This window comes from Streptomyces geranii (assembly GCF_002954775.1).
Taxonomy (GTDB): Bacteria; Actinomycetota; Actinomycetes; order Streptomycetales; family Streptomycetaceae; genus Streptomyces; species Streptomyces geranii.
On sequence record NZ_KZ672953.1, the window covers coordinates 1 to 24,739 of the forward strand.

A 24,739-nucleotide genomic window follows, 5' to 3' on the forward strand; every position below is an offset into this window, starting at 1 on the left:
ATCCTTCTGGGGGCAGCGCCCCCAGACCCCCGCTGGCGGCCTGACCGGCCTCGTCCTCAACCGCCGGACGGGCTGGGTATGTCAGCCCGTCCGGCGTTTGAGGACAAGCGGGGGTCCGGGGGCGGCAGCCCCCGGGGACGGGAATGGGTAGGGGCGGCGGGGGCGAAACTCCCCTACCATGCGCCAAGTCGCACGCCAGTTCTCACCACCCCGACGAGGAGCCCGCAGCTCGTGGCCATACCCCCGCCCCCTGGACCCGGCCAGCCGCCCCAGTACCCCCTGTACGCCCAAGGCCCCTACGCCACCTGGAACCAGGGCTACTCCCCGTACAACCAGCCCACCCCGGTCAACGGCGTCGCCATCGCCTCCCTCGCGCTCGGGCTCCTCTGCTTCATCCCCGCCGTCGGCCTCGTCCTCGGCGTCATCGCCCTCCTCCAGATCCGCAAGAACGGCGAGCGCGGCAAGGGCATGGCCATCGCCGGGTCCGTCGCCTCGACCCTCGGGCTCGCCCTCTGGGCGCTACTCCTCGGCACCGGCGGCCTCTCCGCCGCCTGGGACGGGTTCAAGGACGCCGCCGAGGACAGCAACAGCACCTTCTCCCTCGAAAAGGGCGACTGCTTCGACTCCCTGGACGGCTCTCTGGAGGGTTACGCGTACGACGTCGACATCGTCCCCTGCTCCCGCCCCCACGACGGCGAGGTCTTCGCCGGCTTCCAGCTCCCCGCCGGCTCCTATCCGGGCGACGACCGCGTCACCGAGGTCGCCGACGAGAAGTGCTACGCCCTTGAGGACAGTTACGCGATGGACTCCTGGGCCGTGCCCGTGGACGTCGACGTCTACTACCTCACTCCGACCCGCCAGAGCTGGCGCCTCGGCGACCGCGAGGTCACCTGCGTGTTCGGCAGCGTCGACACGGACGGCACCCTCACCGGCTCGCTGCGCGCGGACGAGACCACCCTGAACGCCGACCAGTTGGCGTACCTGAAGGCGGCCAAGGTCCTCAACACGGCGATGGACGCGGAGCCCTTGGACGAGTACGTCGAGGACGACCTGCCGGGGAACAAGGCGTGGGCGGGACAGGTCACGGACGCGCTCGACGAGCAGATCGAGCTGCTCACCGCACACCCGTTCACCGGCACCGCCGCGTCACGCGTCGACGCCCTCCTGAAGGAACTCCGCAGCGCCCGCACGGAGTGGGCCAAGGCGGCCGTGGCCCCCGACGTGGACACCTTCTACGACCACTACGACACCGGCTACACCCTGCTCGACCCCGACCACACGGTCAGCGTGCGCAGGGCCCTGGGCCTTGAGACGATCCGTCCCGAGTACGAATCGGAGGGCACCGGCGGCGAGGGCGACAGCGGCGAGAGCGGCAGCGAGGACGCCGACATCCAGGTGTGACGGCGGCCCCGGCGGTAGCCGTTCGCGGTATGCCCCCGCCACCGTAAGTCATCACATCGAGTGATTCCCTGGCCTTCGCTTGCATGTCGCAACCCATGGTTGCCAGGCTGTTGCTGTCTGTACAACCTGATGGGAGCGGCCCGTGACATTCGGTGAGCAGCCGGCCTACCTGCGTGTCGCGGGAGATCTGCGACAGAAGATCGTCGACGGTTCGCTGCCACCGCACACCCGCCTCCCCTCCCAGGCCAGGATCCGGGAGGAGTACGGCGTCTCGGACACCGTCGCGCTGGAGGCGCGCAAGGTGCTGATGGCCGAGGGGCTCGTCGAGGGCCGCTCCGGCTCGGGCACATATGTGCGAGAGCGCCCCGTGCCGCGCCGTATCGCCCGCTCCGGCTTCCGGCCGCACGGCGGTGCGACGCCCTTCCGGCAGGAGCAGTCCGACGCGGAGGCGCGCGGCACCTGGGAGTCCAGCAGCGCGCAGACCGCCGCCGGCGGCGCCATCGCCGAGCGGCTCTCCCTGCTCCCCGGCGACCGCGTGATGTGCACGAAGTACGTCTTCAGAGACGCCGGCGAGGTGATGATGCTGTCCACCTCCTGGGAGCCCCTCGCCGTCACCGGCCGTACGCCGGTGATGCTGCCCGAGGAGGGCCCGCTCGGCGGCATGGGCGTCGTCGAGCGCATGGCGGCCATCGACGTGATCGTGGACAACGTGACGGAGGAGGTCGGCGCCCGCCCCGGCCTCGCCGAGGAACTGCAGGCCCTGGGCGGCGTCCCCGGTCACGTGGTGCTCGTCGTGCACCGCACGTACTACGCCTCGGGGCGCCCGGTCGAGACGGCCGACGTCGTGATCCCCGCGGACCGCTACCAGGTGGCGTACCACCTGCCCGTGAAGTAACCCGTACGCGGGGGCGGTTGACCTTTCGAACGCTCCCCCTCCGCACCGCCGCCCCGCCTGCCGCCGCCAACCGCCGCCGCCCGCCCGGCCGTTGGATTCTGGCCGTTCTCGCAGGTCGCCCCGAGGGGTGCGGCGGGGCGCGTTGTGCCGCTGACCGGACACACCATGCCCTTTCGACGGCGCGTTCGATGCCGTGCGCCCCCTGAGTGCTGGCCGGTTGCGTACCTCTTTGTGAAATTCCGTGTTCGCTGCGTAAAGGTTAGGCGTAGGCTCGGGCATATGCGGATTGCGGTTTCCTTAGCGGGCGGGGCGCGGCGCAAGCCGGGGGCGGGAAGTGGAGGGGCTCCATGAGCGACGGGACGATCACTCTTCCCTGGCTCGTCATAAGGCAGGACGACAACGGCAATCGCTACCGCGTGGGCAGGTACGCGACCCGCGCGGAGGCCCAGAAGATCGCCGACAGCCTCGACGACCGCGGCCACAAACAGCTCTACTGGGTCGAGCGGATCGGGCAGAACGGAACCAGGTGAGCCGACGGCCTCGGCGGCCCGGCAGGCCGGCGGGCAGGTTGGCTGGCCGGACGGTCGGGCGGGCGGGCCGGACGACCCCGCTCCCGTAGGCTCCCGCTCCCGTAGGCTCCCGCCCATGACCGAACGGACACGGCCGGCCACGCGGATCGTCGTGGTCGGCGCCGCCCTGCTGCGCGACGGACACCTCCTCGCCGCCCGCCGCAGCGCGCCCCCCGAGCTGGCCGGCCGCTGGGAACTGCCCGGCGGCAAGGTCGAACCCGGCGAGGCTCCCGAGGACGCCCTCGTACGCGAACTGCGCGAGGAGTTGGGCGTGGACGCGGAACCCGTCGAGCGCGTCCCGGGGGAGTGGCCCGTCAGGGCGCCGTACGTCCTCCAGGTCTGGACGGCGCGGCTGGCGGCCGGTTCGCCCGAGCCCAAGTCCCTCCAGGATCATGACGAACTGCGCTGGCTGACCCCGGCCGAGGTCTGGGACGTGGACTGGCTGGATCAGGACGTACCGGCGGTCCGGGAGGCGGTCGCCCGGCTGGGCGGCTCGTGAGGCGTGGGAGGCGCCCGGTGTGCGCGCTCCCTACGCCGTTCGTGCCACAGTGCGCCCTCGGAGGCGGTACTCGGCGCCGAATATCGGGTATGTGCCCATTAACCCCACGAAACCGGACACCCCATCAAGCCGGACATGGGTGGGTCGCTGCTGGGAAGTGATCGGCGTGATCGACACCGAAGGCGACTGTGCCGAGTGGAGCTTTCCCGCGGAGCCCGGCGCCGTGCGCGGAGCCCGTACGGTCGTGCGCGGGCAGCTGCGCGGCTGGGGGCTCGACGACCTCGGCGACATCGCCGCCCTGCTGGTCAGCGAGCTGGTCACCAACTCCCTGCGGCACGCCACGGGACCCATCGGCGTACGCCTGGTGCGGCCCGACGAGACCTCCGCCACGCTCCTCGTCGAGGTCTCCGATCCGCTGCCCGACCCGCCCTGCGAGCGCGTCGCCCGGCCCGACGAGGAGGGTGGCCGGGGGCTCCAGCTGGTCGCCGGCTCCGCCTGCCGCTGGGGCACCCGCCCCGCCGTCGCGGGCAAGACGGTGTGGTTCGAGCTGTCGGTGCCGGGCTGAACCCTGGCCCGGATGAACCCCGCGCACGGACGGTGACAGTGCGTGCGCCGTGGTGAACAACCCCTGTACGTCCGCCCCCGCGCTGTCGACCATGTGGTTCAGGCCACTGGCAGTTGTCGTCGATCGGGGTTCGACCGGTGTTCCCCTGGTTAGAAGACTGGGAGTGTTGTCGCGGGCCGGTCCGAAAAGCATCGGGATCGTCCCGTGATCGTGAACACCGTGTTGTGGGGCGCCGTAGTGCTGGATACTGCGGGCAGCCGCCCCCGGTGACCGGTGCCGGACGCGGTGAGCTGGAGGGGACGGTTCGCGTGAGCGAGATACCAGCGAAGGCCACGGAGTCCAAGGACCCGTCGGGCGGCGCGAGTGCGAGTGTCGTGGGTGATGCCGCGGCCGGTGCGCCACGTCGTGCGACGGGCGTCGGGGGTCCGGTCGACGGTGACGCGATACGCGATGCGACACGTGAAACCACGCGTGACACCATGGGCGGGCCGGTGCGCGACGCGACACGTGACACCGTGCTGGACCACGCGCGTGACGTGACAGGTGACCCCATGTGGCAGAGCAGCCCACCCGGCTCGATCTACGACTACATCAAGGTGGCGTCGTTCTCCATCGGCCCCGACGGCCTCGTCGACCAGTGGAGCCTGCGCGCCGAGAAGATCTTCGGCATCCCCGCCGCGCGGGCCGTGGGCATGGACCCCATCGAGGCCTTCATCGACCCCGATCTGCGTGAGCGCGGCCAGCGGAAGATGGCGGAGATCCTCGACGGCCGCGAGTGGACCGGGGTCGTGCCCTTCCGGGTCCGCGAGCCCGCGCCGGACGCGGAGGGACCCCGGGAGGGGCTCGCCGAGGTCTATGTGATGCCGACGCGGACCGAGGAGGGCGAGAAGGCCGCCGTCTGCATCGTCGTCGACGTCCGGACGCTGCGTCAGATCGAGACCGACCTGGCCGCCTCGCAGGCGATATTCGGACAATCTCCGTTCGGCTTCCTGCTCATCGACACCGACCTCCGCATCCGCCGCGCCAACCAGCGCTTCGCCTCGATCTACGGCGGCACGGTCGACGACCACCGGGGACGTGGCGTCTACGACTACCTGCGCTCTCCCGAGGCCGAGCGGGTCTCCGCGACTCTCCGTCGCGTCCTGGAGACCGGCGACTCGATCACCGACATGCACATCACCGGCCTGGTGCCCGGTTCCGACGAGCGCCGGCACTGGTCGGTCAACCTGTATCGCGTGCACAGCGGCACCGGCCGCCCCATCGGTGTCGCCTGGCTCGCCCTCGACATCACCGCCCGCCGCGCCGCCGCCCGCGAGGCCGCCGCGGCACGGCGCAATCTCGCCCTTCTGAACGAGGCAGGCTCCCGCATCGGGAACTCCCTGGACCTGGAGACGACCGCACGCGAACTCCTCGACGTCGTCGTCCCCGGCTTCTGCGACCTCGCGACCGTCGACCTGTACCAGGGGCTGCTGGCCGGCGACGAGACCCCGCCCGGGCTCGCCGACGGCAGCGCCGAACTGCGCCGCGTCGCCTACGCGAGCGCCGTCTCCGACGCGCCCTTCGCGAGCGGCAAGGCACCCGTCGCCGTCGGCGCGGTCCACCACTTCGCGTTCAACTCGCCCTGGGCGGACGCCCTGCGCACCGCCCGCCCGCAACTCGTCCCCGCCGAGGACAACGGCGCCATCCAGTCCACCCTGGCCGTCCCGATGGTCGCCCACGACACCGTCGTCGGCCTCGCCCAGTTCTCCCGTACGAAGGGCAGCGAGCCGTTCGGGGAGCGGGACCGGGCGCTGGCCTGGGAGTTGGCGGCGCGGGCCGCTGTCTGTATCGACAACGCCCGCCTGTACCGGCGCGAGCACGAACGCGCCCTGATCCTCCAGCGCTCCCTGCTCCCCCCGGGCGACCCGGAGGCCTCGGGCCTGGACATCGCCTGCCGCTACCTCCCCGGTAACGCGGCGACCGAGGTGGGCGGCGACTGGTTCGACGTCATCGAACTCCCCGGACACCGCACCGCGTTGGTGGTCGGCGACGTGATGGGCCGGGGCCTGCGCGCAGCCGTGGCGATGGGCGAACTCCGTACGGCGGTCCGCACCCTGGCCCTCCTGGACCTCGAACCGGCGGAGGTTCTGTCGGCGTTGGACGAGATCGCGCGCGGCCTCGGCACCCCCGGCGGCGTCCAGCAGGCCACCCGCACCGCCCGCCAGCCCCGCGACGCCGACCTCTCCGAGGTGTACCTCGCGACCTGCATCTACGCCGTCTACGACTCGGTGACCCGCAGGTGCACCTTCGCCAACGCGGGCCATCTGCCGCCGGTCCTGCTCGAACCGGGCGAGGACGCGATGATGCTCGACGTCCCGCCGGGCATGCCGCTCGGCGTCGGCGGGGAGCCCTTCGAGGAGGTGGAGGTCGAACTACCCGAAGGCTCGCTGTTGGCGCTCTACACGGATGGACTGGTCGAATCGCGCGACCACCCGCTGGACGAGGGCCTGCAAGCGTTCGTCGGCGCGCTCAGCGACCCCTCGCAGCCGCTGGAGGACGTCTGCGACCACGTCCTGAGCACCCTCGACACCCACCACGGCGAGGACGACATCGCCCTGCTGATGGCACGTGTACAGGGTCTGCCCGCCGAGTCGGTGGGCGACTGGGTCCTGCCGCGCGAGCCGCGCAGCGTGGGCCGGGCGCGTGAGCACACCCGTACCCAGCTCACCGCCTGGGGCCTCGAACCCCTCATCGACACCACGGAGTTGCTGGTCAGCGAGCTGGTCACCAACGCTTTGCGGTACGGCGAGGGCGAGATCAGGCTCCGCCTCCTCCTGGACCGGATGCTGGTGTGCGAGGTCTGGGACGCGGGGCTCGTCCAGCCGCGCCGGCGTCGCGCGCGCGACACGGACGAGGGTGGGCGGGGCCTCCAGTTGGTCGGCCTCCTGAGCGCGGCGTGGGGCTCCCGCAGGACCCCCCGGGGGAAGACGGTGTGGTTCGAGCTGCCGCTGCCCGACGCGGGGACTGTCCTCACGGACCCGGCGGAGGCGTTGCTGAGCCTGTTCTGATCTGACGGACGGGCTCTTACGGAGTTCACGGAGAGTTCTTACCGGGGCGTCGGCGCCTGCTGTCCTGCCCCTGTGGGTTGTTGTGCGGCTGCCGGTCGGTGGGGGCTTGTCGCGCAGTTCCTCGCGCCCCTGGAGGGCAGCGCCCCTTTCGGGGCGCTGCCCTCCAGGGCGTCAGCCTCGCCTTGCTCGTGTTGCCGGGCCGCCGTACGAGCCCGGGGCGCCGCCTGTCAGGGCCTCGCCCTGGGCGTCCGGGAGGTCGCCCAGGAGGATGCCGCCGAGGACCGCTCCGGCTACGCCGTTCGTGTGTTCGGGGCGGCCTCCGTAGGGGTTGCCGTGGGCGCGGATGTCCTGTTCGGCCAGTTCCCGGGACCGCCGGGCGAACGTGTCGGCCTCCGCCGGGGTCCGGTCCAGCAGTCGGCGGGCCTCCGCCAGCCGGGTGCGGGCCTCGGCGCCCACCGCGCCCCGGTGGGTGCCGACGACACCGTCCGCGTCGGCGGTGGCGGCGCGCGCGACGAGGCGGACGGCGTCGGGTACCGACCCGAGCGGTGCACACACCTCGGCGACCCGGCGCAGCGCCTCCAGCGGGTCGTGGGGCCCGGCGGCGGCCTCTTCCCGTACGGCGGCCAGCGGGCCGGCGGCCACCCCCGGAGCCGTGCTCTCCACGACCGCCGCCTCCGCCTCGTCCAGCGCCTCCGGCAGTGCCTGCGCGGCGGCGGCCAGCGCGGACGCGAGCCGGTCGACGCCGTCCACGAAGACCTCGGCCTGGGCGATGGCGCCCTCGGCGGCCCGCAGTTGCCGTACGGCCTTGTCCGTCTCGCCCGTGTCGGCGTACTGGCGGGCCCTGTTGAGGCCGGTCGTGGCGAACACCAGTCTGTCCTTGGCCTGTTCGACGTTTCCGGCGGCGGCGAGGGACGCGCTGGGCGCGTATCGCTCGGCCAGGTCCGTCAGGGTCGCCCCGGCACTCGCCGTACGGCCGGTCAGTTCCCGGAAGCGCACCTCGGCGTGTCTGAGCGCGCCGCTCATGTCCCGTTCCAGCGCGCGGAGTTGGTCGAAACCGGCGGCCTCCGCGTCCAGGCGGCGGCCCGCGTCCACGCACCGCGCGACGATCTCGTCGAGGGTGTCCCGGGAGGCCGCCGCCGGGTTGTCGTCGTAGGTCTGGCGCAGTTGGAAGGCGGTCGTCAGCTCGGCCTCCGCGTATCGCAGGGCCGCCGTGAAGGGCGCGACCGCATCGGTCCCGAACAGGCCCTCCACGAAAGCGAGTTCCTCACGGCTGGTGCGTACGCAGTCGTCGGTGGTGACCAGCGACTTGCGGGCCTGCCGGTCGAGTTCGGGGGCGGGCGGCGCCGTCCCGTCCGTCACGGGGGCGGGCTGGGCCGCCGTACCGCTGCGGCGTCTGCGGCGGGTGTAGCCGTACGCGGCCACGGCGGTCGCCGCGCCCGCCGCGACGAGGGGCAGGACCAGATCGCCGCTGGAGGTCTCGTCCTCCGGAGCCGCGGCGGGCGCGCTGTCGGCCGCGGACACGGTCACCTCGTGGTCCTGGTGCCCGGCCGTCACTCCGGGCAGCACCAGCCACATCACGCCGATCGCCCCGCCCAGCGCGGCATGCGCCAGACGCACGGGTATGTGGGAGGCGGCTCGCAGCGGCCTGGCCCGGGAGCGGGAGGGCGTCACATTTGCGAGCGTATGGGGGTGATCGCGCTACCGCGACCGGGATGGGGCAGGAGTGGCCGGAGAGGGAGAGTGGGTAGGGTTTCGCGGATACGTGTTCGAAGGGGGCGGGGATGCACGGGTACCTGTCGGTGGCTGTGGTGCTGATCGCGGGCAGTCTGTTCGTGAGCGGTGGGGTGGCTGTGCGAACCGGCCGGCTTCTGCCCTGGCTGCGGCGCCGTTGCGTGCGCCCCGCGATGTGGGGCTACGGAGCGATGTTCACCAGTGCCGGCCTCGCCGCGCAGACGACGTACGGGGTCTGGGACGTGCTCGGCGGCTCGCCGATCCTCGAAACCGCCGTCCCCCTGGCCTGCGTGCTGCTGATGATCGCGGGCTTCTGGTTCCAGCTGCTCGCCACCCGCCCGCCCCTCGACACGTGACCACCACGCCCCGCAGACCGCTCACCACCACCGACCTCGCCCCCCTCACCCGCGCCGCCCTCGGCCCGTCCCGGCGCCTCGCCGGGGTCACCCGGCTGCGCGGCGGCAGCAAGAAGGGCGTCTACCGGCTCGCCCTCGACGACGGTACGACGGCGATCGCGTACGTCTGGTCGCCGGACGAGGACCTCTGGGACGCGGGCCCGGTCGACCACCGCGACCCCTTCGCCCACGCCACCGGCCTCGACCTCTTCACGACCTGCCACGACCGCCTCGCCACCGTCGGCGTCCGCACCCCGCGCCTCCTGTACGCCGACCCCGACCGCACCCACCTCCCGGCGGACGCGGCAGTCGTCGAGGACGTAAGGGGCCACCCGGGCGGCGGCGACCTGGAGACCCTCCTGGAGCGCGACCCGGAGACCGGCACCCGCGTCCTGGACCGGCTCGGCGACCTCCTCGGCGTCCTGCACGCCACCACCGGACCCCGCCTCGGCAAGGTCGGCCTGGTCGACAAGGGCGGGGTGTCGTACGGGAGTTCGTGCGAGCGGATCATCACCGACCGCGCGCTGCACGACCTCGACGACCTCGTCGTACGACAGCCACGAGCCGCCGCCCTGCACGGCGAACTGGCCGCCCTCGTACGGCACTTGGCGGCCGAGGTCCGCCCCCGCACCGGCCCGCTCCCCCTCGTCCACGGCGAACTCGGCCCCGACCACGTCCTGGTGACCCCGGACGGCGAACCGGCGCTCATCGACATCGAGGGCCTGCTGTACTTCGACGCGGAGTGGGAGCACGTGTTCCTGCGCCAGCGGTTCGGGACGCTGTACGGGGCTCTCGCCGCCCCTGACCTCGACCCGAACCGTCTGCGCCTCTACCGGCTAGCCATGCACCTCTCCCTGGTCACCGGCCCGCTGCGGCTCCTTGACGTGGGTGCGTTCCCCGACCCCGCCTTCATGCGCGGGATCGCCGAGCACAGCCTCGAACAGGTGCTCAGCCTGCTCATGAGTCCGCGCCACGCCTCCTGATCTTCGAGCCCAGCCACACCAGCGGGTCGTACTTGCGGTCAACTGCCCGCTCTTTCAAGGGGATCAGCGCGTTGTCCGTGATGTGGATGCCCTCCGGGCACACCTCGCTGCAGCACTTGGTGATGTTGCAGTAGCCCAGGCCGTGTTCCTCCTGGGCCGTGCGCTTGCGGTCGAGGCCGCTCGCCTCCGCCGCGTCCAGCGGGTGCATGTCGAGTTCGGCGACCCGCATCAGGAAACGCGGCCCGGCGAAGGCGGACTTGTTCTCCTCGTGGTCACGGACCACATGGCAGGTGTCCTGGCACAGGAAGCACTCGATGCACTTGCGGAACTCCTGCGACCGGTCCACGTCCTCCTGCATCATCCGGTACTCGCCGGGGGCCAGGTCGGCGGGCGGCACGAAGGACGGCACCTCGCGGGCCTTCGTGTAGTTGAAGCCCACGTCCGTGACCAGGTCGCGGATCACCGGGAAGGCCCGCAGCGGTGTGACGGTGATCGTCTCCTCGGGCGTGAACACCGACATCCGGGTCATGCACAGCAGCCGGGGCCGCCCGTTGATCTCCGCCGAGCACGAACCGCACTTGCCCGCCTTGCAGTTCCAGCGGACGGCGAGATCGGGGGCCTGGGTGGCCTGGAGCCGGTGAATGATGTCCAGAACCACCTCGCCCTCGTTGACGTCGACCTTGAAGTCCTCCAGGCCACCGCCCTTCACATCCCCGCGCCACACCTTGAAGTGGGCCGTGTAGCCGCTCATTCGTACAGCTCCTCTTCGGCGAGGTACTTGACCAGCTCCTCCTTCTCGAAGAGGGCGAGCAGGTCGGCGCGGATGGGTTCGGTGGTCTCACGGGTCAGGTCGATCTGGCCGCTCGCCGGGTCCGTGGCCTTCTGCCCCGCCGGATCGGTCAGCGCGCACAGCAGGTTGACACGGCGCCACTCGCGATCCATCGCCGGATGGTCCTCCCGGGTGTGGCCGCCGCGCGACTCACGGCGTTCCAGCGCGGCCCGCGCCACGCACTCGCTGACCAGCAGCATGTTCCGCAGGTCCAGCGAGAGATGCCAGCCGGGGTTGAACTGCCGGTGCCCCTCGACCCCGGCCCGCCAGGCCCGTACCCGCAGATCGGCGAGCTTCTCCAGGGCCTGTTCCATCTCGCCCTCGCGGCGGATGATGCCGACGAGGTCGTTCATGGCCTGCTGGAGCTCCTGGTGCAGGGTGTACGGGTTCTCCGGGGGCCCTGCCGAAGCCTCCGTGCCCTCCGCCGAGAAGGGCCGCAGGGCCTCCGCCGCCGCCGTGTCGATCTGGACCTCGTCCACCGTCGGCCGGGCGGCGAGCGTGTTCGCGTACTCGGCCGCGTGCAGTCCCGCGCGGCGGCCGAACACCAGCAGGTCGGAGAGGGAGTTGCCGCCGAGCCGGTTGGAGCCGTGCATCCCGCCCGCGACCTCACCGGCCGCGAACAGGCCCTGTACGTTGCGTGCCGCGGCGGTGTCGGACTCGACCGCGATGCCGCCCATCACGTAGTGACAGGTGGGCCCGACCTCCATCGCCTCGGCGGTGATGTCGACGTCCGCCAGCTCCTTGAACTGGTGGTACATGGACGGCAGTCGGCGCCGGATGACGTCGGCGGGCATGCGCGTCGACACGTCGAGGAAGACGCCGCCGTGCGGGGTGCCACGGCCCGCCTTCACCTCCGAGTTGATCGCGCGGGCCACCTCGTCGCGGGGGAGCAGTTCGGGGGGCCTGCGGTTGTGGTCCGGGTCCTCGTACCAGCGGTCGCCCTCGGCCTCCGACTCGGCGTACTTCTCCTTGAAGACGTCCGGGACGTAGTCGAACATGAAGCGTTTGCCCTCGGAGTTGCGCAGGACGCCCCCGTCGCCGCGCACCGACTCCGTGACGAGGATGCCCTTGACCGACGGCGGCCAGACCATGCCCGTCGGGTGGAACTGCACGAACTCCATGTTCAGCAGCGGCGCCCCGGCGAGCAGGGCCAGCGCGTGGCCGTCGCCCGTGTACTCCCACGAGTTCGACGTCACCTTGAAGGACTTGCCGATCCCGCCGGTCGCGATCACGACGGAAGGGGCTTCCAGGACGAAGAAACGGCCCGTCTCACGCTCGTAGGCGAAGACGCCCGAGACCCGGCTGCCGTCCTTCAACACGCGGGTGACCGTGCACTCCTGGAAGACCTTCAGGCGGGACTCGTAGTCGCCGGTCTCCTTCTTGTCCTCCTGCTGGAGGGAGACGATCTTCTGCTGGAGGGTGCGGATCAGCTCCAGGCCGGTGCGGTCGCCGACGTGGGCGAGGCGCGGGTACTCGTGGCCGCCGAAGTTGCGCTGGGATATCCGGCCGTCCTTCGTACGGTCGAAGAGGGCGCCCCAGGTCTCCAACTCCCAGACCCGGTCCGGGGCTTCCCTCGCGTGCAGCTCGGCCATCCGCCACTGGTTGAGGAACTTGCCGCCGCGCATGGTGTCGCGGAAGTGGACCTGCCAGTTGTCGTGGCTGTTCACGTTGGCCATCGCGGCGGCGATCCCGCCCTCGGCCATCACCGTGTGGGCCTTGCCGAAGAGGGACTTGCAGATCACCGCCGTACGGGCGCCGCGCTCGCGGGCCTCGATGGCGGCGCGCAAACCCGCGCCGCCCGCGCCGACCACGACCACGTCCCATTCCTGCCGGTCGACGACAGACATCAGAAGAACCTCGGATCATCGAAAGCGCCGGAGGCGACCAGGTACACGTAGAAGTCGGCGAGCCCGACGCTCACCAACGACGCCCAGGCGAGCTGCATATGACGGGCGTTCAGCTTTCCGACCCACTGCCAGGCGCGGTAGCGGACGGGATGCTTGGAGAAGTGCTTGAGCTTGCCGCCGACGATGTGCCGGCAGGAGTGGCAGGAGAGCGTGTACGCCCAGATCAGCGTGATGTTGAGCAGGAAGACCAGCGAACCCAGGCCCATGTGGCCCCAGTTGTAGTGCTCGTCGCGGAAGGAGAGCACCGTGTCGTAGGTCAGGATGCCCGCGACCAGCAGGGCCGCGTAGAAGAAGTACCGGTGCAGGTTCTGGAAGACCAGCGGGAAGCGGGTCTCGCCGGTGTACTTCTTGTGCGGTTCCGCCACCGCGCAGGCGGGCGGGGAGGCCCAGAAGCCGCGGTAGTAGGCCTTGCGGTAGTAGTAGCAGGTCAGGCGGAAGCCCAGCGGGAAGACCAGGATGATGATCGCGGGGGAGATGCCCCACCAGCTGCCGAAGAGGTCGGCGTTGGGGCCGTTCCGCATCGGGGCGCAGTTGTCCGCCAGACAGGGCGAGTAGAACGGCGAGACGTAGGGGGCGGCGTAGTAGTCGGCGTTCGCGAACGCGCGCCAGGTCGAGTAGACGATGAACGCCAGCAGACCGGCGGCCGTCGCGGCGGGCGCCAGCCACCAGCGGTCGGTCCGCAGATGCGGGGCGTCGATGGCGGCGCGCGTACGGGTCCGTACGCCGCCGCGCTCATCAGGGTCGGGGTCGGTATCGCTGTCGGTACCGGTATCAGTGGCCAAGGAGAACTCCGGTCGGATTCTCAGGGGGCGTGACGGTCGCGGGCGCCGAGTCCTTCGTCGTCCGAGTCCGTCCACAGGGTGTTGTCGTACGGGGTGTCAGGGATCGTCACGAGATCGGGGCGCCGGGGCTGGACGAGCGCGGGGGCGGCCTCGCGGAGCAACGCGAGGCTTTCGCGCAGGTGGTCGGCGTCGCTGCGGAGACGGCGCATTTCCAGGCCGCCCTTGCCGAGTTGCTGTTCCAGACGGCCCATCGAGCGGAGCAGGTCGTCGAGGCAGCGCTGTACTGACGTCAGTTCGTCGTGCACGGACATGACGTGACCTCACTTCCGGGCGGTCGGGCCCTGGACGGAGACGTTCATGCGCCTGAGAGTGTTGCGCGTCACACCGGCCGGTGGGAAGCGGTGTGCATGGATTGGCTGGGGGAGGGGGGTGCGCGGGGGTGTGCCCGGGCGCGGCGCACGCCCTCCGCGTTCCGCCAAACGGTTGGGCTTCGGGAGCCCCGCCGCCGTGTCTCCCTCCGCTGCCGAACCCTTTCCTCTTCAGTGGCCGTACATCTGATCAACGGCATATCACGCCACCGGAGGTAGACCTGATGTCCCACCACGGCGTCGGACTGCGCGCGGTCACGCGCTCGGTCGCCTTCCTCACCGCCGGCGCTCTCGCCGTGACCCTGCTCACCGCGTGCGGCGGTGACGAGGACCACGCGAGCGAGCCCCTCGCCGGGCAGGACATCGCGCCCGCCGACCGCGCCCTGCTCGCCGACGGCGGCACCCTGCGCTGGGCCGTGGACTCCGTACCGGAGACCCTCAACACCTTCCAGGCGGACGCCGACGCGACGACCACCCGGATCGCGCAGGCCGTGCTGCCCTCGATGTACCGGCTCGACGCGAACGGGCGTCCGCAGCGCAACGCCGACTTCCTGGAGTCCGCGAAGGTCGTCGACACCGAGCCCCGCCAGGTGGTCCTCTACAAGCTGAACCAGCAGGCCGTCTGGAGCGACGGCAGGGAGATCGGCGCCGCCGACTTCGCCGCCCAGTGGCGTGCGCTGTCCGGCAAGGACTCCGCCTACTGGACCGCCCGCAACGCCGGGTACGACCGCATCGAGAAGGTGCAGCGCGGGGCGAACGACCTTGAGGTCAGGGTCACCTTCAGCCGCCCCTACGCCGACTGGAAGTCGCTCTTCTCGCCGCTGTACCCGAAGGAGGTCATGGGGACCCCGGACTCCTTCAACGACGGCGCGCGGAAGAAGCTCAAGGTCACCGCCGGGCCCTTCGCCCTCAAGAAGGTCGCCAAGGCGGACGGCGACGTCGTCCTCGTGCGCAACCCGCGCTGGTGGGGGCGCACCCCCCGGCTCGACGGCATCGTGCTGCACGCCGTACCGCGCGACAAGCGCGCCTGGGCGCTCGCCGCCGGGAAGGTCGACGTCGCCGAGGTCGACCCCGCCGAGGCCGAGCGGATCGTGCTCGCCGCGCGCGGCAAGTCGACCCCGCTCCAGGGCCCCGGCGCCGCGCTCACCCCGAGCCGCGCCCTGCGGTCCTGGGCCCTCGCGCACGGCTCCGACGAGGAGGCCGCCGACGAGGAGACCCTCGCGCGCCGCAAGGAGCGGGAGGCGAGCGCCAAGTACGCCGAACAGCAGGAGTCGTTGCGCGGGTTCGAGGTGCGCAAGTCCCTCGAACCGGCCTACACCCAGCTCGCCCTCAACGGCGCCGACGGCCCCCTCGCCGACGAGCGGGTGCGGCGTGCGGTGGCCCGCGCACTGGACCGCAAGGCGCTCGCCGGGCTGGTGCTGAAGCCGCTCGGGCTGCCCGCCGTACCCGTCGGCAGCCACCTCGCGCTCTCCGGCCAGGCCGCCTACGCCGACAACAGCGGCGCCCTCGGCGGCCAGAACACCGACGAGGCCGAGGCACTCCTCGCGGACGCGGGCTGGGTGCAGGGCGGTCCGCTCGGCGAGCAGCGGAAGAAGGACGGCGAGAAGGTCGCCGGGGGAGAGGGAAAGAAGGCCGGTGACAAGTCGGCCTCCCCCGAGGCATCCCCGAAGGCCGGCAAGAGCGCCGATGCCGAGGACGGCACCTACGTCGTCGGTGACGACGACAAGCCGTACGCCGAGCCCGTCCGCGAGGACCACCAGGACCCCCAGGACCACCGGGACGGGTCGGGCAAGAAGAACCTCGCCCAGGACGGCAAGCAGTCCCTCCACAAGCACCCGGACCAGGGCGGCGCCCCCGCCGGTGCCTACGCCCCCAAGGGCACGCCGGCTCCCGCCGGTGCGGCTGCCGGGGCCCTCGCCAAGGACGGCAAGCCGCTGACCCTGCGGTTCGTCCTGCCCTCGGGACCGGGCTCGGCCACCCTGCGGGCGGTGGGCGACCGGATCACGCGCATGCTGGACCGGGTCGGCATCCGCACCGCCGTCACCAAGGTGTCCGACGACAGCTACTTCAAGGACCACATCGCCTCGGGCCAGTACGACCTGGCCCTGTACTCGTGGCCCGCCTCCGCCTTCCCGGCCACCGACGCCCGCCCGATCTACGCCAAGCCGGTGCCCGCGGCCGACGGTTCGCTCAACGTCGAGCAGAACTACACCCGCGTCGGCACCGACCAGGTCGACCAGCTCTTCGACCAGGCCATCGCGACCCTGGACGAGAGCAGGTCGGCGTCCCTGGTGCGCAAGGCGGACGCCCGCATCTGGGCGTCGGGCGGCTCCATCCCCCTCTTCCAGCGCCCCCAACTGATCGCGACCCGCAAGACCACCGCCAACCTGGGCGCCTTCGGCTTCCAGACACCGGTCTACGAGGACATGGGCTTCCTGAAGAAGCCGGCACCGGCGGCCGGTTCCTCCCGTTCCTCCGGTTCCCCGAAGGAGTAGCCCGCACAGCACCGGGAGGTACCCTCCCCGCAGAGACGATCAGCACGGCTGCCGCCCCGCGGAGACTCGCGGGGCGGCAGCCGTCGTACGGGGGAACGGGGGCGGCCATGCGGGCCTGGGCCGCGGGGATCACGGCACTGATGCTGGGGACGGCCGGCTGCGGAGCCGTGGCCACCGACGACGGCAGCTCCGCCGCCGGGGCGGCCACGATCTGCGCGTACGGGACCTACACCTGGTCCGGCATCCGGCACGTGGAACTGCTGACCGGGCTGCCCGACCGGCTCACGTACACGGACGGCGCCTACCAGGGCACCGTCGAACCCGTCTCCGGCACCGTCCAGCGGCCCACGGTGACCGGCGTCCCCGAGGGCGTCGCCCCGGCCCGGGTGATCAAGGCGCTTGGCGCGCACCTGAAGACGGACGACCCGCTCGCGGGGCCGTCCGATACCGCCGGGCAGGAGGAGACGGATCTCTACTACGAAACCGGTGAGCCCCGACAGGCGTACTACACCTGGGAGTCGATCAACCTGGTCGAGGCCGACTTCACATACACCTGCGGGCTGAACGAGCCGGTCCACGGGCACGTGCACACCTGGGACACCTACGGCGGCGGGTTCCTGCCCTGTTCATCGCCCGCGGAGGGGGCCGCAGCCCGGGTCGCGGCGCTGCGGCTCTGCCCTGCCGGATCCCGTGCCGTGGCCGGTTCCTGACCGCTTCCGCGACCGCCGGAAAGGCCCTGCGGAGGCCCCTTCCCCGTACGCCCCGTACCATGGGGTAAGGCCGTGGCATGTTCAGCCCGGCAGGGTCCGCGTAACACAGACGTACGCGCAGGCCATCCACTCAAGCCGGGAGTACGCCGCAATATGGCCACGCGCCACGACATCCGCAACGTCGCCATCGTCGCCCACGTCGACCACGGGAAGACGACACTGGTCGACGCCATGCTGAAGCAGGCCGGTGCCTTCGCCGCGCACGCCGCCGAGTCGCTCGACGACCGCATGATGGACTCCAACGACCTGGAACGTGAGAAGGGCATCACGATCCTCGCCAAGAACACGGCGGTGAAGTACCACCCGAAGGACGGGGGGGACGTCATCACCATCAACATCATCGACACCCCGGGCCACGCCGACTTCGGTGGCGAGGTCGAGCGCGGTCTGTCGATGGTGGACGCCGTCGTTCTGCTCGTCGACGCCTCCGAGGGTCCGCTGCCGCAGACCCGGTTCGTGCTGCGCAAGGCGCTCCAGCAGCGGCTGCCGGTCATCCTCTGCATCAACAAGACGGACCGGCCGGACTCCCGGATCGACGAGGTCGTCAACGAGACGTACGACCTCTTCCTGGACCTGGACGCGGACGAGGAGCAGATCGAGTTCCCCATCGTCTACGCGTGTGCGCGTGACGGTGTCGCCTCGCTGACCAAGCCGGCGGACGGCAGCGTCCCGGCCGACAGCAACAGCCTGGAGCCGTTCTTCTCCACGATCCTGTCGCACGTCCCGGCCCCGCAGTACGACGAGGCCGCCCCGCTGCAGGCGCACGTCACCAACCTGGACGCCGACAACTTCCTCGGCCGTATCGCGCTGCTCCGCGTCGAGCAGGGCGAGCTGCGCAAGGGCCAGACCGTCACCTGGATCAAGCGTGACGGCTCCATGTCCAGCGTGCGCATCACCGAGCTGCTGATGACCGAGGCGCTCACCCGCAAGCCGGCCGAGATGGCCGGCCCCGGTGACATCTGTGCCGTCGCCGGTATCTCGGACATCATGATCGGCGAGACCCTCGCCGACCCCGAGAACCCGATCGCGCTGCCGCTCATCACGGTCGACGAGCCGGCGATCTCCATGACCATCGGTACGAACACCTCGCCGATGGTCGGCCGCGGCGGCACGGGCAAGGGCGCCGAGAACAAGGCCGTGGTCAAGGACCGCAAGGTCACGGCCCGTCAGGTCAAGGACCGCCTCGACCGCGAGCTGGTCGGTAACGTCTCGCTGCGCGTCCTCGACACCGAGCGTCCCGACGCCTGGGAGGTCCAGGGCCGTGGTGAGCTGGCGCTCGCCATCCTGGTCGAGCAGATGCGCCGCGAGGGCTTCGAGCTGACCATCGGCAAGCCGCAGGTGGTCACCCAGGAGATCGACGGCAAGCTCCACGAGCCCGTCGAGCGCATGACGATCGACGTGCCCGAGGAGCACATGGGCGCGGTCACGCAGCTCATGGGCGTCCGCAAGGGCCGGATGGACAACATGTCCAACCACGGCTCCGGTTGGGTTCGGATGGAGTTCGTCGTGCCCTCCCGCGGGCTCATCGGCTTCCGTACCGAGTTCCTCACCGGCACGCGCGGCACCGGTATCGCGCACTCCATCCACGAGGGCCACGAGCCCTGGTTCGGCGTCCTGGCGACCCGTAACAACGGTTCCCTGGTGGCCGACCGGGCCGGCGCCGTCACCGCGTTCGCGATGACGAACCTCCAGGAGCGCGGTGTGCTGTTCACCGACCCCGGCACCGAGGTGTACGAGGGCATGATCGTCGGCGAGAACTCGCGCTCCGACGACATGGACGTGAACATCACCAAGGAGAAGAAGCTCACGAACATGCGGTCGTCCTCGGCCGACTCGTTCGAGGCGATCGTCCCGCCGCGCAAGCTCTCCCTGGAGCAGTCCCTGGAGTTCTGCCGCGACGACGAGTGCGTCGAGGTCACCCCGGAGGCGGTTCGCATCCGCAAGGTGAACCTGGACGCCCGCGAGCGCGCCCGCTCCGCCAGCCGCGCCAAGCACGGCTGATCAGACGTCACGAAGACCCGGTCCCCACCTCTGGGGGCCGGGCCTTCGGCGTGTCCGCGTACGGCTCGTCGGCAGCCCTCTCGTCCGACCTGTCCGTGGGCTGTGCAAGGCTGTTCGGATACCGGTGAACCAACGATCAAGTTTCGGACATGTAAACAGAAAACGATCCCTTTATGTCCGTTTGGTGGATTTACCGTTCAAGGTGTCAAGCGCGCGCAGGTGTCAATCTTTGCAATTTTTGCTCAAAATTTCGACGGTAGGGAGATCCCTATGCCTTCCGGCCTTGACGCGCGTTGACTTACTTGGCGAAAGTTCCCCACAACCACAGAACCCGCCGGTATCTGTGCTGCGCTCAGCTCTCCAACCCCCCGGGGGAAGAACACACATGACCAGTCCAGCCAAGGCCGATGGCTCCGGGCCCTCGATCGCCTTGGACCCCGAGCTCGATACGAAGCCCGAGCCCGTCAAGGCCGAGAAGAGCCTCGAGGGTCGTTCCCCCGGGCAGTTGATGTGGCAGCGCTTCAAGCGTGACCGTACCGGTGTGATCTGTGCCGTGGTAGTGATTTTCTACTTCGTGATCGCCCTCGCGGCACCCCTGCTGGTCAAGCTGAGCGGGACCAACCCCTACACGCTGTACGGCCAGGACCCCACGTACGCGGACAGCCCGGTCCTTGACGACTTCGGGCTGCCCCTCGGCTACTTCGGCGGTGTCTCGGGGGATCACTGGTTCGGTGTGGAGCCGCAACTGGGCCGCGACCTGTTCGCCATGCTGATGTACGGCATGCGCACCTCGCTGTTCATGGCGGTGGCCGTGACCGTGCTGGTGATGGTCACCGGTGTGCTCATCGGTCTGATCGGCGGCTACTTCGGCGGCCGGGTCGACTACTGGGTCGGCCGCGTCACCGACTTCTTCCTCTCCTTCCCCTCACAGCTGTTCTTCATCGCGTTCATGCCGGTCGTCACGGCGTTCTTCGTCGACCCTCGGGAAGAGACCCCCACCTACTTCCGGGCACTGGCGATCCTCATCGTGCTGTGGGTGCTGGGCTGGATGGGCATGGCCCGTCTGGTCCGTTCGACCGTGCTGTCACTGCGTGAGCGCGAGTTCGTGGAGGCCGCCAAGGTCTCCGGGGCCTCGCCGTGGCGGATCGTCCGCAAGGAGATCCTGCCCAACGTGGTCTCGCCGATCCTGGTGCAGTTCACGTACCAGCTCCCCAGCACCATTCTCACCATCGCGTTCCTCTCCTTCGCCGGCGTCGGGTTCGTCGAACCGACCCCCGACTGGGGACGGCTCTTCGCCGCCGCCGCCGGCTACGCCAAGCAGGATCCGGCGTTCATGTTCTTCCCGGGCACGGCACTGGTGATCTTCATCCTGTGCTTCAACCTCCTCGGAGACTCCGTTCGGGATGCGTTCGACCCCAAGTCCGGGCGCTGATCGTCCATTGGTGGGGGGTGGCTGCCGCCCCCGCGTCGGCCTACCAGCCGCGTCAGGCAGTACTCATGGATAACAACCGACAGGTAGGTGCTTTAGCCACATGAAGTCGTTCACCTCGCGCAGAACGCGGGCCATCCTGGTCGCCATCGCGGCCGGCTCTCTTGCGCTCACCGGCTGCTCCGAGAACAAGGGCGGCAGCTCCGGCAAGGACTCCAAGGAAGACCAGGCGGAGGCCTCCGAGCAGTCGAAGGCGGTCGTCTACGGCGACGCCGCCGCGTCTACCGGTCCCGCCGAGGAGGTGCCCGGCGCCAAGAGCGGCGGCACCATCGAGGTCTACCAGGAGGCGGGCCTCTCGCACCTGGACCCGGGCCAGATCTACGTCTCGGACGCCGGCCAGGTCGCCAACCTGCTCTACCGCGGTCTGACCAACTTCGAGGAGGACGGCAAGGGCAACGTCTCCGTCGTCGGTGACCTCGCGACCGACTCGGGCAAGTCCTCGGACGGCGGCAAGACCTGGACGTACACGCTGAAGGACGGCGTGAAGGACCAGAACGGCAACGTGATCACGTCCGCCGACATCCGTCACACCGTCGAGCGCCAGTACGCCGAGTTCATCTTCGACGGCCCGACCTACCTGCAGACCTGGCTGAGCGGTCCGAAGTACCGCGAGGCGCTGCCGGACGGCGGCTTCGGCTCCAAGCACCTGCCTGACACGGTTCTCGAGACCCCGGACGCCAAGACGGTCGTCTTCCACTTCGACACCGCGCGTCCGGACCTTCCGCAGACGCTCGCGATGCCGGGCTACTCCGTCGTTCCGGAGAAGACCGACACCAAGGCGAAGTACGACACGGCCCCCGTCTCGCTCGGCCCGTACAAGATCGCCGACTACAAGGCCGGCAAGTCCATGAAGCTCGTCAAGAACGAGAACTGGGACCCGAAGACCGACTCGGTCCGGCACCAGTACGTGGACGGCTTCAACGTCGACTTCGGTGTCACCGAGTCCACCCAGACCAGCCGGCTGATCGCCGACCAGGGTGCCTCCAAGAACGCCATCCAGCTCACCGGCTCGGTCGAGGCCACCCAGATCCAGGACGTCATCGGCGACCCCGCCGTCAACAAGCGCACGATCAAGGGCTACCAGCCCTACGTCATGACGCTGGTGTTCAACCTGGACCGCGTGAAGAACAAGGCCGTCCGTGACGCCGTCACCTACGGCGTCAACTCGAAGTCGCTCATCGCGGGTGAGGGTGGCGCCTACGGTGGCGACCCGGCCCCGAACCTGTTCGCCCCGACCCTCCCGGGCTACGAGGCCAGCTACGACCCGTACGGCCGTCTGAAGACGCCGCAGGGCAACATCGCGAAGGCCAAGGAACTCCTCAAGGACGTTCCGGCCGCCGAGAAGAAGCTCGTCTTCGCGTACTCCAACAGCGAGGCCGGCCAGAAGCGCAAGGTCGCGATCGAGGACGCGCTGACCAAGATCGGCATCGACGTGGTGGCCAAGGAGGTCGACTCCGCGAGCTACTACGAGCAGATCGGCAAGGTCAAGAACCCGTACGACATCTACATCTCCGGCTGGGGCCAGGACTGGCCGTCCCCGGCCACCGTCGTCACGCCCATCTACGACGGTGACCAGGTCGCCGACGGTGCGCCGAACTACTCGCACATCAACGACCCCAAGGTCCAGGAGCTGATCAAGAAGGCCCTGACCCAGGAGCCGACCGAGGCCGCCGCGACCTGGAAGGAAGCGCACCACTACATCCTGGAGAAGGTCAACCCGGCCGCTCCGCTGTGGTACACGAAGCAGCTCCAGCTCTTCGGTTCGAACATCGGCGGTGCCCGCTACAGCACCGAGTCCAGCTACATCGACATCACGCGACTGTTCCTGAAGTCGTAACTCGATACGGCTGATCGCGGGGGTGCGCACCAGGCGGAGCGCACCCCCGCGGTTCCGTGAACCCGGTCCCATCCCGACTCCGCACGTCTCCGCAGAGAGCAGCCCCCCGCCATGTTTCAGTTCATCCTCCGGCGCACGGTCGGTGCCGTCGTCACCCTGTTCCTGATCGGCGCCGCCACGTTCCTCCTGTTCGTCGCAGCGCCCTCCGACTACGCCTCACTGGCCTGTGGCAAGGACTGCTCGCCCGCGAGACTCGAGGACATCCGCCAGGCACTCGGCCTCAACCTGCCGATCGCACAGCAGTTCTGGGACTTCATGTCCGGCATCGTGACGGGGCGCGACTTCCCGCAGGGCCACTGCGACGCACCCTGCCTCGGCCAGTCGTTCTACTACAACGAAATGGTCTGGAGCCTCATCAAGGACCGCTTCCCGCTGACCCTGTCGCTGACCATCGGGGCGCTGGTCGTCTTCCTGGTCGTGGGTCTCGGCGCGGGCATGATCTCCGCCTACAAGCGCGGCTCACTGGTCGACAAGGTCGCCACCGGCACGTCCATGGTGCTCAGCTCGTTCCAGATCTACTTCCTCGGCCCGATCGCGCTGATCGTCCTCGTCTACCAGACCGGCTGGATGGAAGACCCCAAGTACGTGCCGTTCACCGAGGACCCGATCGGCTGGCTCGTCGGACTGTCCATCCCGATGGCCGTCATGGCCACCATCTTCACCGCGCAGTACACGCGTATGGCGCGCGCCTCGATGATCGAGCAGCTCGCGGAGGAGCACGTCCGCACCGCCCGCGCCAAGGGCATGTCACAGAAGTACGTCTTCTTCCGCTACGCCTGGCGCGGTTCCCTGATCCCGATCGTCACCGTGCTCGGCATCGACATCAGCGCCCTGCTCGGCGGCGGTGTCGTCACCGAACTCACCTTCTCCCTCCAGGGAATCGGCCGCCTCGCCGTGGACGGCGCGAGCCAAAAGGACCTCCCGCTCACGATGGGCATCATGTTGTTCGGGGCCTTCTTCATCCTGATCCTGAACATCCTTACCGACATCGTGTACGCCTATATCGACCCGCGCGTCCGGCTCTCCTAGGAAGAAACGAACCACCGTGACCACACTGACCAAGCCCGAGGGCGCACCGGCCCCGACCGGTCCGGACAGCTTCCTCTCGGTCCGCGATCTCAAGGTGCAGTTCTCCACCGAGGACGGCATCGTCAAGGCGGTCGACGGACTCTCCTTCGACGTCGAGCGCGGCAAGACCCTGGGCATCGTGGGCGAGTCCGGATCGGGCAAGTCCGTCACGAACCTGACGATCCTCGGTCTGCACAACCCGATGAGCACCACCGTCGACGGCGAGATCGTCCTCGACGGCAAGGAACTCGTCACCGCCACGGAGAAGGAGCTTGAGCAGCTCCGCGGCAACAAGATGGCGATGATCTTCCAGGACCCGCTGACCGCGCTCTCCCCGTACTACACGGTGGGCCGCCAGCTGTCCGAGCCGTTCATGAAGCACACCGGGGCCTCCAAGAAGGAGGCGAAGGTCCGGGCCGTGCAGATGCTGGAGAAGGTCGGCATCCCGCAGCCCAAGACGCGCTTCGACGACTACCCCCACCAGTTCTCCGGCGGTATGCGCCAGCGCGCGATGATCGCCATGGCGCTGATGTGCGACCCCGACCTGCTGATCGCCGACGAGCCCACCACCGCGCTGGATGTGACGGTGCAGGCCCAGATCCTGGACCTGCTCAAGGACCTCCAGCAGGAGTTCGGCTCCGCGATCATCTTCATCACGCACGACCTCGGCGTCATCTCGAACATGGCCGACGACCTGCTGGTGATGTACGCGGGCCGGGCCGTGGAACGCGGCACCGTCAAGGAAGTCCTGCGCACCCCGCAGCACCCGTACGCCTGGGGCCTGCTCAGCTCGATGCCCCGGCTGGACGGCGACATCGACGAGGCGCTCACGCCGATCCCCGGCTCGCCGCCCTCGCTGCTCAACCCGCCCTCGGGCTGCCCCTTCCACCCGCGCTGCGCCTTCACCGGCGAGGTGTCGGGGAGCCTCTGCACCGACGTACGGCCGTCTCTCGGGGACGGGCGCGGCTCCGCGTGCCATCTGTCGGCGGAGCAGAAGCAGACCATCTTCATCGACAAGATCCAGCCCCGGCTGCGCTAGGGAGCACCG

Annotated in this window: 20 protein-coding genes; 15 read left to right on the plus strand and 5 right to left on the minus strand. The window is 69.9% G+C overall.

All coding sequences use genetic code 11. From position 1 onward, the window contains the following. Positions 1–231: 231 nt before the first annotated feature. From CW359_RS03425 to CW359_RS03450, 6 genes are all read left to right on the plus strand, one after another. Positions 232–1,401, plus strand: coding sequence for a DUF4190 domain-containing protein (locus CW359_RS03425; protein WP_232838206.1), 1,170 nt, complete (start codon positions 232–234; stop codon positions 1,399–1,401). Positions 1,402–1,543: 142 nt separating this feature from the next. Beyond that, entirely contained in the window at positions 1,544–2,296 is a 753-nt protein-coding gene (locus CW359_RS03430) for a GntR family transcriptional regulator (RefSeq protein ID WP_105968231.1), read from the plus strand. 347 nt (positions 2,297–2,643) lie between these two features. Beyond that, positions 2,644–2,826, plus strand: a complete 183-nt coding sequence (locus CW359_RS03435) for an SPOR domain-containing protein (protein WP_105968232.1) — start codon at positions 2,644–2,646, stop codon at positions 2,824–2,826. A 115-nt stretch (positions 2,827–2,941) separates the two neighbouring features. Next, complete coding sequence (locus CW359_RS03440; protein WP_105968233.1) at positions 2,942–3,364, plus strand: (deoxy)nucleoside triphosphate pyrophosphohydrolase; 423 nt, start codon at positions 2,942–2,944, stop codon at positions 3,362–3,364. Positions 3,365–3,521: 157 nt separating this feature from the next. After that, on the plus strand, positions 3,522–3,929 hold the full coding sequence (locus CW359_RS03445) for an ATP-binding protein (RefSeq protein ID WP_232838207.1): 408 nt from the start codon (positions 3,522–3,524) through the stop codon (positions 3,927–3,929). A 308-nt stretch (positions 3,930–4,237) separates the two neighbouring features. Further along, positions 4,238–6,976 carry a SpoIIE family protein phosphatase gene (locus CW359_RS03450; RefSeq protein WP_105968235.1) on the plus strand — a complete coding sequence of 913 codons (2,739 nt, stop codon included), beginning with the start codon at positions 4,238–4,240 and terminating at the stop codon, positions 6,974–6,976. Between the two features lie 171 nt (positions 6,977–7,147). On the opposite strand, the gene CW359_RS03455 is transcribed toward CW359_RS03450, so the two are convergent. Continuing rightward, positions 7,148–8,647, minus strand: coding sequence for a coiled-coil domain-containing protein (locus CW359_RS03455; protein ID WP_105968236.1), 1,500 nt, complete (start codon positions 8,645–8,647; stop codon positions 7,148–7,150). Between the two features lie 110 nt (positions 8,648–8,757). Here CW359_RS03455 and CW359_RS03460 point away from each other — a divergent pair, with 110 nt between their 5' ends. Both CW359_RS03460 and CW359_RS03465 read left to right on the plus strand, forming a co-directional pair. Next, the gene (locus tag CW359_RS03460; protein WP_105968237.1) at positions 8,758–9,063 is read left to right on the plus strand and encodes a hypothetical protein; all 306 of its coding nucleotides are present in this window, start codon (positions 8,758–8,760) and stop codon (positions 9,061–9,063) included. Then, positions 9,060–10,085: a phosphotransferase family protein gene (locus tag CW359_RS03465; RefSeq protein ID WP_105968238.1), complete on the plus strand. Its 1,026-nt coding sequence runs from the start codon at positions 9,060–9,062 to the stop codon at positions 10,083–10,085. The genes CW359_RS03460 and CW359_RS03465 overlap by 4 nt, the downstream gene beginning before the upstream one ends. On the opposite strand, the gene CW359_RS03470 is transcribed toward CW359_RS03465, so the two are convergent. From CW359_RS03470 to CW359_RS03485, 4 genes are read right to left on the minus strand one after another with little or no spacing between them, the layout of a single operon-like run. Further along, on the minus strand, positions 10,060–10,836 hold the full coding sequence (locus CW359_RS03470; RefSeq protein WP_105968239.1) for a succinate dehydrogenase/fumarate reductase iron-sulfur subunit: 777 nt from the start codon (positions 10,834–10,836) through the stop codon (positions 10,060–10,062). The two genes, CW359_RS03465 and CW359_RS03470, sit on opposite strands and share 26 nt — an antisense overlap. After that, a complete protein-coding gene (locus CW359_RS03475) occupies positions 10,833–12,761 on the minus strand; it encodes a fumarate reductase/succinate dehydrogenase flavoprotein subunit (RefSeq protein ID WP_105968240.1) in 1,929 nt (642 codons plus the stop codon). Before CW359_RS03475 ends, CW359_RS03470 begins: the two co-directional genes overlap by 4 nt. Further along, positions 12,761–13,603: a hypothetical protein gene (locus CW359_RS03480; RefSeq protein ID WP_105968241.1), complete on the minus strand. Its 843-nt coding sequence runs from the start codon at positions 13,601–13,603 to the stop codon at positions 12,761–12,763. The genes CW359_RS03475 and CW359_RS03480 overlap by 1 nt, the downstream gene beginning before the upstream one ends. Before the next feature lie 20 nt (positions 13,604–13,623). Beyond that, complete coding sequence (locus CW359_RS03485; protein ID WP_105968242.1) at positions 13,624–13,914, minus strand: hypothetical protein; 291 nt, start codon at positions 13,912–13,914, stop codon at positions 13,624–13,626. A gap of 281 nt (positions 13,915–14,195) precedes the next feature. On the opposite strand from CW359_RS03485, the gene CW359_RS03490 reads away from it, so the two are divergent. The 7 genes from CW359_RS03490 to CW359_RS03520 all read left to right on the plus strand — a co-directional run bounded on the left by CW359_RS03490 (position 14,196) and on the right by CW359_RS03520 (position 24,730). Continuing rightward, positions 14,196–16,466 carry an ABC transporter family substrate-binding protein gene (locus tag CW359_RS03490; RefSeq protein WP_105968243.1) on the plus strand — a complete coding sequence of 757 codons (2,271 nt, stop codon included), beginning with the start codon at positions 14,196–14,198 and terminating at the stop codon, positions 16,464–16,466. A 107-nt stretch (positions 16,467–16,573) separates the two neighbouring features. Then, positions 16,574–17,176 (plus strand): hypothetical protein, encoded by a 603-nt coding sequence (locus tag CW359_RS03495; RefSeq protein ID WP_232838208.1) that lies wholly within the window; start codon positions 16,574–16,576, stop codon positions 17,174–17,176. A 153-nt stretch (positions 17,177–17,329) separates the two neighbouring features. Further along, complete coding sequence (gene typA, locus CW359_RS03500) at positions 17,330–19,237, plus strand: translational GTPase TypA (RefSeq protein WP_105968244.1); 1,908 nt, start codon at positions 17,330–17,332, stop codon at positions 19,235–19,237. Positions 19,238–19,622: 385 nt separating this feature from the next. Further along, positions 19,623–20,669 carry an ABC transporter permease gene (locus CW359_RS03505; protein ID WP_105968245.1) on the plus strand — a complete coding sequence of 349 codons (1,047 nt, stop codon included), beginning with the start codon at positions 19,623–19,625 and terminating at the stop codon, positions 20,667–20,669. Positions 20,670–20,769: 100 nt separating this feature from the next. Beyond that, a complete protein-coding gene (locus tag CW359_RS03510) occupies positions 20,770–22,563 on the plus strand; it encodes an ABC transporter substrate-binding protein (protein ID WP_198655072.1) in 1,794 nt (597 codons plus the stop codon). Between the two features lie 111 nt (positions 22,564–22,674). After that, positions 22,675–23,652 carry an ABC transporter permease gene (locus CW359_RS03515; protein WP_105968246.1) on the plus strand — a complete coding sequence of 326 codons (978 nt, stop codon included), beginning with the start codon at positions 22,675–22,677 and terminating at the stop codon, positions 23,650–23,652. Between the two features lie 16 nt (positions 23,653–23,668). After that, complete coding sequence (locus CW359_RS03520; RefSeq protein ID WP_105968247.1) at positions 23,669–24,730, plus strand: ABC transporter ATP-binding protein; 1,062 nt, start codon at positions 23,669–23,671, stop codon at positions 24,728–24,730. Positions 24,731–24,739: the final 9 nt, after the last annotated feature.